General features: G+C 61.9%; 12 protein-coding genes. 2 read left to right on the top strand and 10 right to left on the bottom strand.

What is annotated here, in order from left to right; genetic code table 11:
- A partial coding sequence (locus B3873_RS16530; protein ID WP_286867374.1) for an FKBP-type peptidyl-prolyl cis-trans isomerase occupies positions 1-266 on the bottom strand: 266 nt, incomplete at its 3' end.
- 225 nt (positions 267-491) lie between these two features.
- Here B3873_RS16530 and B3873_RS16535 point away from each other — a divergent pair.
- Both B3873_RS16535 and B3873_RS16540 read left to right on the top strand, forming a co-directional pair.
- Positions 492-1619: a cupin domain-containing protein gene (locus B3873_RS16535; RefSeq protein WP_286867376.1), complete on the top strand. Its 1128-nt coding sequence runs from the start codon at positions 492-494 to the stop codon at positions 1617-1619.
- Between the two features lie 322 nt (positions 1620-1941).
- The gene (locus B3873_RS16540; RefSeq protein ID WP_075259113.1) at positions 1942-2214 is read left to right on the top strand and encodes a hypothetical protein; all 273 of its coding nucleotides are present in this window, start codon (positions 1942-1944) and stop codon (positions 2212-2214) included.
- A 442-nt stretch (positions 2215-2656) separates the two neighbouring features.
- Here B3873_RS16540 and B3873_RS16545 read toward each other — a convergent pair whose 3' ends face one another.
- The 9 genes from B3873_RS16545 to B3873_RS16585 form a co-directional block, all read right to left on the bottom strand.
- On the bottom strand, positions 2657-3442 hold the full coding sequence (locus B3873_RS16545) for an MBL fold metallo-hydrolase (protein WP_286867380.1): 786 nt from the start codon (positions 3440-3442) through the stop codon (positions 2657-2659).
- Between the two features lie 18 nt (positions 3443-3460).
- On the bottom strand, positions 3461-4642 hold the full coding sequence (gene bamC / locus B3873_RS16550) for an outer membrane protein assembly factor BamC (protein WP_039784689.1): 1182 nt from the start codon (positions 4640-4642) through the stop codon (positions 3461-3463).
- A 61-nt stretch (positions 4643-4703) separates the two neighbouring features.
- Positions 4704-5582: a 4-hydroxy-tetrahydrodipicolinate synthase gene (gene dapA, locus B3873_RS16555; protein WP_039784688.1), complete on the bottom strand. Its 879-nt coding sequence runs from the start codon at positions 5580-5582 to the stop codon at positions 4704-4706.
- A 163-nt stretch (positions 5583-5745) separates the two neighbouring features.
- The gene (locus tag B3873_RS16560) at positions 5746-6945 is read right to left on the bottom strand and encodes a tryptophan--tRNA ligase (protein WP_039784687.1); all 1200 of its coding nucleotides are present in this window, start codon (positions 6943-6945) and stop codon (positions 5746-5748) included.
- 61 nt (positions 6946-7006) lie between these two features.
- Positions 7007-7666, bottom strand: a complete 660-nt coding sequence (locus tag B3873_RS16565) for a site-2 protease family protein (RefSeq protein WP_039784686.1) — start codon at positions 7664-7666, stop codon at positions 7007-7009.
- A 90-nt stretch (positions 7667-7756) separates the two neighbouring features.
- Positions 7757-8392: an L-threonylcarbamoyladenylate synthase gene (locus tag B3873_RS16570; protein ID WP_039784685.1), complete on the bottom strand. Its 636-nt coding sequence runs from the start codon at positions 8390-8392 to the stop codon at positions 7757-7759.
- Positions 8393-8478: 86 nt separating this feature from the next.
- Entirely contained in the window at positions 8479-9354 is an 876-nt protein-coding gene (htpX, locus tag B3873_RS16575; protein ID WP_286867381.1) for a protease HtpX, read from the bottom strand.
- A gap of 64 nt (positions 9355-9418) precedes the next feature.
- On the bottom strand, positions 9419-10261 hold the full coding sequence (locus tag B3873_RS16580; RefSeq protein ID WP_286867383.1) for a 3',5'-nucleoside bisphosphate phosphatase: 843 nt from the start codon (positions 10259-10261) through the stop codon (positions 9419-9421).
- Between the two features lie 136 nt (positions 10262-10397).
- The gene (locus tag B3873_RS16585) at positions 10398-11300 is read right to left on the bottom strand and encodes an alpha/beta fold hydrolase (protein ID WP_286867385.1); all 903 of its coding nucleotides are present in this window, start codon (positions 11298-11300) and stop codon (positions 10398-10400) included.
- Between the last annotated feature and the right edge of the window lie 189 nt (positions 11301-11489).

The following is an 11489-nucleotide window of genomic DNA, read 5'->3' on the forward strand; positions in this document are numbered from 1 at the left end:
ACTTCCAGCGGTTGCGGCAGGCGCTCGACCGGCTCGATCTTGACCAGCTCGGAATCGTATTCGCCGAAGGCATCTTCCGGCTCGACCTGGATGGTGGCGCTGTAGCCGACTTCCTTGCCGTCCAGCGCTTCTTCGATCTTGGGCAGGGTGTTGTGATAGCCGCCGTGCAGGTAGACCATCGGCTCGCTGCTTTGCTCGATCAGGTTGTTCTGGGCATCCGACAGCTTGTAGTTGACGGAAACGACGGTATTCTTCGCGATCTTCATCGTAAGGGTCCTTTGTATCGATAGTGGTGCGGGAGCGGCAGCTGCTGCGGAAGCGTCGCGCGGGACACCTGCCACCCGGGTTGGGGCCTAAGAACCATCCCCTTGCCATTCCCGCGAGGCAAGGACGCTTTCAAAAACGGTATCTCGACTCCGCGATTATACCTGCATCAAACTTGGTCGCCGCCAATGGCGTACGGCTGCGCTGGCACCTCTATAATGGCGACCATGAAAAAACTCGATCTGCTCGGCGGCATCACGCCCGCCCAATTCCTGCGTGACTACTGGCACAAGAAGCCGCTCCTGATCCGCAACGCCATCCCCGGTTTCACCGCACCGCTGCCGCGCCAGGAACTGTTCGACCTGGCCCGCCGCGATGATGTCGAATCGCGCCTCATCACCCATCGCACCGATGGCTGGGACATGCAGCACGGCCCCTTCAACAAGCTGCCGCCCCTGAAGCAAAAGGCCTGGACCCTGCTGGTGCAGGGCGTGAACCTGCACCATCCGGCCGCCGATGCCCTGCTGCGCCAGTTCCGCTTCGTGCCCGATGCACGCCTGGACGACCTGATGATCAGCTACGCCACCGATGGCGGCGGCGTCGGTCCGCATTTCGATTCCTATGACGTCTTCCTGCTGCAGGCCCACGGACAACGCCGCTGGCGCATCAGCGCGCAAGACGACCTGACGCTGGAAGAAGGCGTGCCGCTGAAGATCCTCAGCCACTTCGAAGCCGAACAGGAATTCGTGCTGGAACCGGGCGACATGCTCTATCTGCCGCCGCAATACGCGCACGACGGCGTGGCCATCGGCGAATGCATGACCTATTCGGTCGGCTTCCGCTCGCCGGCCTACCAGGAACTGGGCGAATCCTTCCTGGAATTCATGATGGATACCATCGACCTGCCCGGCCGCTATGAAGATCCTGACCTGAAAGCCACCGCCAAGCCGGCCGAGTTGCCGCTGGACATGGTGGCGCGCATCCGCGACGAGCTCAACAAGATCCGCTTCACCGACGATGACATCACCATCTTCCTGGGCGAGCATCTGTCAGAGCCCAAACCCAGCGTTTTCTTCGAAGCACGGACCGAGGAATTATCTTTTGCTCGCTTTTTCCAGGGCGCGAAGAAACGCGGTCTGGCGCTGCATCGCAAGACGCGCATGCTGTACCGTGGCTCTCACGTCTTCATCAATGGCGAATCCTTCCAGGTCAATCGCGGCGACAAGGCGATCCTGGCGCGATTGGCAGACTCGCGTGTGCTGGAGAAATCCGACCTCGACCTGGCCTCCGAAGACCTGCTGGAAGCATTGCACCAATGGCATGAAAGTGGCTGGCTCGACATCATTCGAGATTAATGAAATTTATTGCGGACACTTCTCGAAATTACTTTAGAAAATCCCGGAGAGCGGCTTGCGCCAAGACTTTCCGGGCCGCTGAAAAGGGATGTAAGTTCTTACAAATTCTTACGAATTCCCATAGTGGCGATGTGATTCCGGAAAAAAATAGCTATAATGATGGGCTGGAAAGTTTTCGTTGTCAGGCGTTGTTTCGGCAGTAAAAAAGAAGCAAGAACCGAAGCCCGACCGTGAGGTCTTACCCGCGGCGAAAGCCTCCCAGTAGAGCGATAATTACCGGTAATTATTCATCGCACAATTTTTAAATATTGAAGGAATATTCATGAAAAAGACTCTGTTGATCGCTTCGTTGTTGGCTGTTGCCCTGGCTGCTTGCGGCAAGAAGGAAGAAGCACCGGCACCTGCTGCTGCTCCTGCTGCTGAAGCTCCGGCCGCTGCTGCTCCGGCTGCTGATGCAAAGCCGGCTGACGCCGCTCCTGCTGCTGACGCTGCCAAGCCGGCTGACGCCGCTGCTCCGGCTGCTGATGCGAAGCCTGCTGACGCTGCCGCTCCGGCCGCTGATGCAAAGCCGGCTGAAGCCGCTCCGGCCAAGTAATCTTCGGATTATTTTCGGAAAAAACCGGTCGCAAGACCGGTTTTTTTTCGTCCCGAGTTTTGTTGTCGTTTTGTTTTTGCCGGAGCGTTCCAGTCCGAAACTTCATATCACTGTCTTTTCTCTTCACTTGGCACGTGAAGCAGCCTTCACTTCAGATCTCCCGGACATTGCCCTCGTTTGATCCAGCGCAAACCGCTCAGAACGGCCCAGGAACGCATCGGCGCATTCAATCCTGGCGCACCCACTGACAACGAACTGACAAGCCCGCAGAAGCCGCATTTCTTATCGAAGACACAATATCGCAGCAGACGAGACGGAACCGCGGACCGGGATCAAATCAAGGCCCTTCAAGCTGAAGAAAAAGAGAAACAAATTGTTTCTGACGCAGCGCACCCAAGACACAGACAGCCTGACAAAAGGCTGAACCACTCGCGTTTTGCGATCAGACGTCCAGCCAGGCGAAGCCTTCTTCCTGACAGGCGATGCCGATCTCGCCAAAAGTGGGGCCGAGTACGCTTTCGATGGCCGCGCGGGCCAGTTCGGGCGTGTTGTTCTGCTGGCTCAGGTGAGCGCCGATGACGCGCTTGAGCCGGCTTTTGTCGAGCAGCCGCAGGATCTCGGCGCTGGCGTCGTTGGCCAGATGGCCGTAGTCGCCGCCGATGCGGCGCTTGAGGAAGGCGGGATAAGGCGAGCGATCCAGCATGTCGCGGTCGTGATTGCATTCCAGCAGCAGCGCATCGCAGGCATCGAGGGCTTGCACCAAATGCGCGGTCGGCTGGCCGGCATCGGTCAACACGCCGAGGCGACGATCACCATCGCTGGCCACGTACTGGACCGGCTCGCGGGCATCGTGCGGAACGGTATAGGGAGAGAGTTCGAGATCGCCGATGGCAAGCTTCTGGCCATCGGCGCAGAAACGTACATCGACATCGTTGGCCTGCTCGGCCACCGCCTGCCAGGTGCCATAACTGAGCCAGACCGGAATGCGATAGCGCCGCGCGAATTTGAAGACGCCGCTGACGTGGTCCGAATGTTCATGCGTGACCACGATGGCCGAGACGTCGGAAGGATCCAGGCCCAGGCGCAGCATGCGCTTTTCGGCTTCGCGCAAAGTAAAGCCGCAGTCCAGCATGACCGTGGTCCCCGAGGAGGGACGCTGGTCGCCGGCTGCGGCCGAGATCAGCAGCGCATTGCCTTCGCTGCCGCTACCGAGGCTCGCGAACTTCATCTGAGCCCCGGGTCCTGCTTACTTCAGCTGTTCGTTGAGCAGACCGAGGATCTTGTCGGAGATACCCGAGGTATCCGGACCGCCCTCGCCGTTCTGCACGACGATGTTGCTGCTGTCGGAACCGGCACCCTTGACCACGATGCGGTACTTGGCAGCCTTCTTGTCCTTGTCCTTGGAGCTGAAGATGCGCGAGAAGAAACCGTCATCCTTCTTGTCCTTGGCATCCTGGTTCTGGTCCACGTAGCGCACGAAGTAGATGCCCTGGCTGCGGTCGCGGTCTTCCACGGTGAAGCCCACGCGGTCCAGTGCCAGGCCGACGCGACGCCATGCGCGGTCGAAGCCTTCATCCACTTGCACGCTGGTGCCGGTGGCGGTCTTCTGCAGGCGCGAACGGGCCTGCAGCGAGGGAGCATTGGCCACGGCTGCCTTGGCCTTGGTTTCTTCTGCGCCCAGACGCACCATCAGGCGCGACAGGAATTCAGCTTCCAGGCCAGGATCGGAGGGACGTGCGGTCCAGACCGAGGTTTCCTTGGCCGAACCGGTCAGCACTTCTTCGGCACCGCGATGGCTGATGAAGATTTCGGTGGTGCCGTTCGGGCCGCGCTCCAGACGAGTGCGGAACTTGTCGCGCTCGCCGGTGGAGTACAGCGAATCAAACACCTTGCCCAGGGTATTGCGGATGAAGTCCTGCGGGATCTTGGCGCGGTTCTCGGCCCAGTCGGTTTCCATCACGCCGGTATCGGGCGATTCGATATTGATCAGGAAACCGCTGTCCTGCCAGAAGTCCTTGATCTGCGGCCACAGCTGTTCCGGGGTCTGCTTGACCACCAGCCAGCGCTGCGAGCCATCGCGCTCGATGCGGATTTCGTTGCCCTTGGACGTCGGTGCCACGGAGGTGACATCGGTGGTCGGCTTGGTCTGCTGTTCCAGCTGGTAGCCGGAGGCAGTGGCCACACCCTTGTTGGCTTCAGGGATGGCGTAGCGGTTGTCGCGCTGCAGCTGGGTCAGGTCGGGCGGCACTTCCAGGCGCGGGCCACGGGCCTTTTCGGCGCTCTTGTAATCGATACGGTCGCCTTCGAGCATGTTGCCGATGGACGAGCATCCTGCCAGTCCGGCCAGCGCCAGTGCGACGACGATGCTGCGTTGGGTAAGTGTGTACGCGGAGCGGGAGACCGGACGAACGTTATTGCTATTAGTCATATCGTTACTAGTGAAAGCGGAATCGGATTTCAGGAGACCTGCGCCAAAACGGCCAAGCCGATCAGTTTAAGACGCCAGACTCGCGCAGGGCAGCGCGCACGGTGTCGTGGAAGGACTCGCCCAGCGGCGCCAGCGGCAGGCGCATGCCCGACGGGATCAGACCCATCTCCTGCATGGCCCACTTGACCGGCACCGGGTTGGGTTCGACGAAGAGCTTGTTGTGCAGCGGCAGCAGCTTGTTGTTCAGTTCCACGGCACGGGCGATGTTGCCGCTCATGGCGGCCACGCACAGCTCGTGCATGTCGCGCGGGGCGACGTTGGCCGTCACCGAGATGTTGCCGGCGCCGCCATACAGCATCAAGGCGATGGCGGTGGCGTCGTCACCGGAGTAGACCGCGAAGTCCTTGGGAGCCAGGCGGATCAGGTCGGTGCCGCGGCCGATGTTGCCGGTGGCATCCTTCACGCCCACGATGCCCTTGACCTGCGCCAGGCGCAGGATGGTCTCGTTGCTCATGTCTGCGACCGTACGGCCGGGCACGTTGTACAGGATCACCGGCAGATCCACCGCTTCGGCGATGGTCTTGAAGTGCAGGTACATGCCTTCCTGGGTCGGACGGTTGTAGTAAGGCACCACCTGCAGCGAGGCGTCGGCGCCGACCTTCTTGGCGAAGGCGGTCAGCTCGATGGCTTCGGCAGTGGAATTGCCGCCGGTACCGGCGATGATGGGGATGCGTTTGGCCGTGTGCTCGACCGCGACCTTGATCAGTTCGCAGTGCTCTTCCATCGAGACGGTGGGCGATTCGCCGGTGGTACCGACGATGACGATGCTGTCGGTTCCCTCGGCGATATGCCAGTCGATCAGCTTGCGCAGGCCATCGTAGTCGAGGCTGCCGTCCGGATGCATGGGAGTGACGATTGCAACAATGCTACCCTTGATCATGGTGTGCGTATGTAAGGTGGTGGTCAGAATAAAGGCCTGATTGTAGCGGATAGACGCCTCATCAGGTCAATTTGCGGCTGCCAGAGATGAAAGCGGACGTAAAAAAAACCGGAGAGCCCGCCCCTGCGGGCCCCGCGACGGCCTGCAACCCGCTTGCCGCTGGTCAATAACCCAGCCCCATGGCTTCGCGCACGTCGCGCATGGTATCCTGGGCCAGCTTGCGCGCCTTGTCGCAGCCATCGGCGACGATGGCGCGCACCAGCGAAGGATCGTCCAGGTAAGGCTGCGCACGTTCCAGCATCGGCTGCTGCTCCTGCAGGATGGCATCGATCACCGGTTGCTTGCACTCCAGGCAACCGATCCCGGCCGAACGGCAGCCCTTGGCTGCCCATTCCTTAACTTCCGGGGTGGAATAAACCTGGTGGAATTGCCAGACCGGGCATTTGTCCGGATCGCCCGGATCGCTGCGGCGCACGCGCTGCGGGTCGGTCGGCATGGTCTTGACCTTCTTGGTGACCGAAGCGGCATCTTCACGCAGGGCGATGGCGTTGCCGTAGCTCTTGGACATCTTGGCCCCATCCAGCCCCGGCAGGCGCGAGGCCTCGGTCAGCATGGCCTGCGGCTCGGTGAGGATCAATTTGCGGCTGCCTTCGAGGTAGCCGAACAAACGTTCACGATCGATCATCGACAGGTTCTGGGCATCGTCCAGCATGGCCTTGGCCTGTTCCAATGCTTCATCGTCGCCCTTTTCCTGGAATTGCGTGCGCAGTTCCAGATACAGCTTGGCGCGCTTGCTGCCCAGCTTCTTGGTGGCGGCCAGGGCCTTTTCCTCGAAGCCTTTTTCCTTGCCGTACAGGTGATTAAAGCGGCGCGCGATCTCGCGCATGATCTCGATGTGCGGCACCTGGTCCTCACCTACCGGCACCTGGCTGGCGCGGTAGATCAGCACGTCGGCCGCCTGCAGCAGCGGATAGCCCAGGAAGCCGTAGGTGGCCAGGTCGCGATCGGCCAGCTTTTCCTGCTGGTCCTTGTAGGTCGGCACGCGTTCCAGCCAGCCCAGCGGGGTGGCCATGGACAGCAGCAGATGCAGCTCGGCATGCTCGGGCACGCGCGACTGGATGAACAGCGTGGCCTGGGAGGGATCAACCCCGGCGGCGAGCCAGTCGATCACCATTTCCCAGGTGCTGGTCTCGATCACGGAGGGATCGTCGTAATGGGTGGTCAGCGCGTGCCAGTCGGCCACGAAGAACAGGCAGGGCAGCTCGGATTGCAGCTTGACCCAGTTCTTCAGGGCACCGTGATAGTGGCCCAGGTGCAGCGCGCCCGTGGGGCGCATGCCGGAGACGACGCGGTCAGGATACATGGCGTTTGACGTTGGTTGGCAGGTGGCGGTTCGACATGAACAGGATCAGCGACATGAAGGATCAGAACAGCAAGGTGATGGGGAAGGTAATGAGCTGCAGCAGCTTGCCGGCCACATACATCACGGGGGCCATCCACCAGGCGTAAATCACCTTGAGCAGCACCAGCGCCATGACGATGAAGAAGCCATAGGGCTCGATCTGGGCGAATTTATACGCATATTTGTTCGGCAACAAGCTGGTGAGGATACGCCCGCCATCCAGCGGCGGAATCGGGAACAGGTTGAAGGCGAACATCACCAGGTTGGTCAGCACCCCTGCCCTGGCCATCAGTGTGAAGAATTCTTCCTGCACCCCGCCCAGCGCCAGGGCATAGATGGCCAGCATCCACAGCAGTGCCATGAAGAAATTGGCAGCGGGACCGGCCAGCGAGACCCAGGCCATGTCGCGCTTGGGCTTGCGCAGGTGGCCGAAGTTGATCGGTACCGGTTTGGCGTAGCCGAACAGGAAAGCGCCATTGGTGGCGAAGTACAGCATGATGGGAATGAGGATGGTGCCGAAGGGATCGATGTGCTTGAGCGGGTTGAGGCTCATGCGCCCCATCGAATACGCCGTGGTATCCCCGAAAAACTTGGCCGCATAGGCATGGGCCGCCTCGTGCAGGGTGATGGCGAAGAGCACGGGCAGCGCGTAAACCGCGACGGTCTGGATGAGTTCATTCATGGGCGGGGATTTTAGCAGAGGGACAACGAACTGCCCCGGATTCGCTCGGGGCCGCTTCCGCTGGCCGGATGTGGGTGAACAAAAACTCGCTCAGGCAGCCTGCAAACCGAAGATGCCTGCATCTCCCCTGCCCTGGCGCACCAGCACGGGTTCATTGTCATCGGTGAGATCGATCACGGTGGTCGGCTCCAGGCTGCAGGCACCGCTGTCGATGACCAGTTCGATCTGCTTTTCCAGATGGCTGCGGATGTCTTCGGCGCTGGTCAGCGGCAGGTCTTCGTCCGGCAGGATCAGGGTGGTACCCAGCAGCGGCTGGCCCAGTTCTTCCAGCAGCATGTGGGCGATGCGGTTCTCCGGCACGCGCAGGCCGATGGTCTTGCGCGAGGGGTGCGAGAGGCGGCGCGGCACTTCCTTGGTGGCTTCCAGGATGAAGGTATAGGCACCGGGCGTAGCGGCCTTCAGCAGGCGGTACTGGCGGTTGTCCACCTTGGCGTACAGGGCGATCTCGGAGAGGTCGCGGCACAGCAGGGTCAGGTGGTGCTTGTCGTCCACGCCACGGATGCGGCGCACGCGTTCCACGGCATCCTTGTTGTCCAGCTGGCAGACCAGCGCATAACAGGAGTCGGTGGGCAAAGCCACCAGGCCGCCCTTGTGGATGATCTGCGCGGCTTGCTTGATCAGGCGCAGTTGCGGGTTGTCGGGGTGAATCTCGAAAAACTGGCTCATGATGCGGTTTCCGTTTCCAATCCAAATCCAAATCGTAAAAAGCACAACGGCGGTGTCGCCACCGCCGTTGTCGCTGCCCGCCGGGCTTAGCGCTGGCCGCGCAGGGCGGCGATGCGCTGTTCCAGCGGCGGGTGTGTCGAGAACAGCTCCATGATGCCGGGCTTGTCGCTGATGCCCAGGGCCGCCATGTTCTGCGGCAGGCCTTCCGGCGAAAAGCCGCCCAGGCGCGCCAAGGCATTGATCATCGGCTGGGGCGTGCCCAAGAGGCGCGCCGCACCGGCATCGGCCCGGAATTCACGATGGCGCGAGAACCAGGCCACGATGATCGAGGCACCGATACCGAAGACGATCTGGCACACCATCACCGTCACCATGTAGCCAATGCCGGGGCCGGAAGACTCGTTGTTGCGGCGCAGGGCCGAATCCACGAAATAGCCGACCACCCGCGACAGGAACACCACGAAGGTGTTCACCACGCCCTGAATCAGGGTCATGGTGACCATGTCGCCGTTGGCGATGTGAGCCACCTCGTGGCCCAGCACGGCTTCCACTTCGTCCTGCGTCATGCCCTGCAGCAGGCCGGTGGAGACCGCCACCAGGGCCGAATCCCGGAAGGCACCGGTGGCAAAGGCATTGGGTTCGCCGTCATAGACCGCCACTTCCGGCATGCCGATGCCGGCGCGCTGGGCCAGCTTGCCCACGGTCTGCAGCAGCCAGGCTTCGGTACCGTTCATGGGCGTTTCGATCACGCGCGCGCCGGTGGACCACTTGGCCATGCTCTTGCTCATCAGCAAGGAGATGATCGATCCGGTGAAGCCGACCACCAGCGAGAACACCATCAGCATCGGCAGGTTCAGGCCGGAACGAGTGAGGAAGCGATCCACGCCCAGGAGGGAGAGGATCACGCTCATCACCACCAGCACGGCGATGTTGGTGGCGATAAACAGCAGGATGCGTTTCATCGGGGAAAACTCCTATCGGAAAAGTGGTTATTAGATAGGAATCGCCCTGCTGAATTCAAGAGCTTCACAGCCCCCAGTCATGCCAGACCGGCTTGACCCCGGTGGGCAGAGGCGGCAATCCCCCGAGGTCCATGCGCGACTCGCCCGGACCGTGGAAATCCGAGCCCATCGAGGCCAGAAAGCCGTAGCTGCGCGCCACCTGGGCGTATTCCTGGTACTGCTCCGGCGTATGGCTGCCGGTATTGACTTCGATGGCCGCACCGCCCAGTTGCTTGAACTCGTCGAACAATGCGCCGAACTGGGTCTGGGTGTACTTGTAGCGCCCCGGATGGGCGATCACCGCCACCCCGCCGGCGCCGCGGATCCAGCGCACCGACTCTTCCAGCGTAGCCCAGCGGTGCGGCACGTACCCGGGCTTGCCTTCGGTGAGGTAGTTGGCGAAGACTTCCTTGGTATCGCAGCAGGTGCCGCATTCGACCAGGTAGCGCGCGAAGTGCGTGCGCGAGATCAGGTCGGGATTGCCCACGTGCTTCAACGCGCCTTCATACGCGCCGCAGATGCCGTGACGATCCAGCGCCTCGGCGATCTCGCGGGCGCGGCGTTCGCGGCCGTTGCGGGTGGCGGCAAGGCCGTCGACCAGGGCCTGGTTGGTCTCGTCGATACGCAAGCCTACGATATGCACCGTATGCCCGGCCCAGGTGACCGAAATTTCCACGCCCGCCACATGTTCCATGCCCAGCGCGCGCGCAGCCGCCCGGGCGCGTGCCACGCCGCCCACTTCATCGTGGTCGGTCAGCGCCCACACGCCCACGCCGTTGGCCTTGGCGCGCGCGGCCACCTCTTCCGGCGGCAGCAGGCCGTCGGAGACGTTGGAATGGCAATGCAGATCGAACTTGAGTTCAGACATAGGAAGTCGCAATGACCTCATCGACCGCGCCGGTCGCTTGTGGCTGCCGTCGGTCAGGGAGGTCCGGGTGATTGGAATGCGTCCATTTTACGCGCTTGGTGCCGACCCCGCACTGCACCGCACGATGCGGCCAGCCTCAGGCCGGCTGCTGCAGGAAAGCCTCGATCAGTTGTGCCAGCCGCTCGGGCTGGTCGTGATGCAGCATGTGGCCGGCGTCGGCGATCATCTCCACCTGCGTCTTGGGGATACAGGCGATGCGGCGGTCGATTTCTTCACGTTTCAACGAGGCCGGACCGAAGAAACGCCAGATATCGCTGTCTATCGCCTCGATCCACAGCACCGGGGCGGTGATGCGGCTCCAGCAGGCCATCATTTCATCGACCCGGTACAGGATGGGGCTGACCTGCTTGTGGGCCGGATCGCCGAGGATCTGCCACAGGCCGCTCTCATCCTGCTGCGCCCAATGCTGGGCCAGGAAACCGGCGCGTTCGTCCGAGAGGCGCGCATTGTTCTTCTGCAGCCGTGCGGCCACTTCTTCGAGCGTCTCGTACCCGCGCAGCACGGGACGATTCTTCATCTCGTCCAGCCATTGCGTGAAGCGTCCCGGCGCCTGCTCCGGCTTGGCCGTGGGCAGGCCGATGCCTTCCAGGTTCACCAGTCGCTTGATGCGCTGGGGGCGCACGCCCGCATACAGGCTCACCACATTGCCGCCCATGCTGTGGCCGAGCAGGTTGATGGCCTCCTCACCGGCGTAGTGGTCAAGGATGGCATCGAGGTCGGCCAGGTAATCGGGGAACCAGTAGGACTGCGCCGGGGCCCGCTCGGTCAGGCCGAAACCGCGCCAGTCGGGGGCGATCACGTGCCACTCCGCTTGCAGGGCATCGACCATGAACTGGAACGAGGCCGACATATCCATCCAGCCGTGCATCATGAAGATCTTGGGGGCCTGCGGGTCGCCCCAGTGGCGCACGTGGTAGCGCAGGCCGCGCACGTCGAGGAATTCGGAACGGGAGATTTTCTGGGCGATGGTTTGGCGCATGGCTTGTCTTTTTGTCGGTACGGCGGGGCGGAACGAAGGATCAAGCCGCAAAGTATAGACAAAAGTGAACGATCGTGCGTCCGCCCTGCCCCGCAAGCCGTATCAGGAAAGGAAACGGCTGAGATCGAAGGTGGAGGTATGACCGATCTGGTCGAAGTTCTGCTCCAGCCATTCCGAGGCCCGCTCGCG

The organism is Herbaspirillum sp. UBA812, assembly GCF_002296545.1.
GTDB lineage: Bacteria > Pseudomonadota > Gammaproteobacteria > Burkholderiales > Burkholderiaceae_D > Herbaspirillum > Herbaspirillum huttiense.

Bases quoted from the DNA above. Each gene is read 5' to 3' on its own strand.
- B3873_RS16535 (WP_286867376.1), top strand. From the start codon at position 492: ATGAAAAAACTCGATCTGCTCGGCGGCATCACGCCCGCCCAATTCCTG.
- B3873_RS16540 (WP_075259113.1), top strand. From the start codon at position 1,942: ATGAAAAAGACTCTGTTGATCGCTTCGTTGTTGGCTGTTGCCCTGGCT.
- B3873_RS16545 (WP_286867380.1), bottom strand. From the start codon at position 3,442: ATGAAGTTCGCGAGCCTCGGTAGCGGCAGCGAAGGCAATGCGCTGCTG.
- bamC (WP_039784689.1), bottom strand. From the start codon at position 4,642: ATGACTAATAGCAATAACGTTCGTCCGGTCTCCCGCTCCGCGTACACA.
- dapA (WP_039784688.1), bottom strand. From the start codon at position 5,582: ATGATCAAGGGTAGCATTGTTGCAATCGTCACTCCCATGCATCCGGAC.
- B3873_RS16560 (WP_039784687.1), bottom strand. From the start codon at position 6,945: ATGTATCCTGACCGCGTCGTCTCCGGCATGCGCCCCACGGGCGCGCTG.
- B3873_RS16565 (WP_039784686.1), bottom strand. From the start codon at position 7,666: ATGAATGAACTCATCCAGACCGTCGCGGTTTACGCGCTGCCCGTGCTC.
- B3873_RS16570 (WP_039784685.1), bottom strand. From the start codon at position 8,392: ATGAGCCAGTTTTTCGAGATTCACCCCGACAACCCGCAACTGCGCCTG.
- htpX (WP_286867381.1), bottom strand. From the start codon at position 9,354: ATGAAACGCATCCTGCTGTTTATCGCCACCAACATCGCCGTGCTGGTG.
- B3873_RS16580 (WP_286867383.1), bottom strand. From the start codon at position 10,261: ATGTCTGAACTCAAGTTCGATCTGCATTGCCATTCCAACGTCTCCGAC.
- B3873_RS16585 (WP_286867385.1), bottom strand. From the start codon at position 11,300: ATGCGCCAAACCATCGCCCAGAAAATCTCCCGTTCCGAATTCCTCGAC.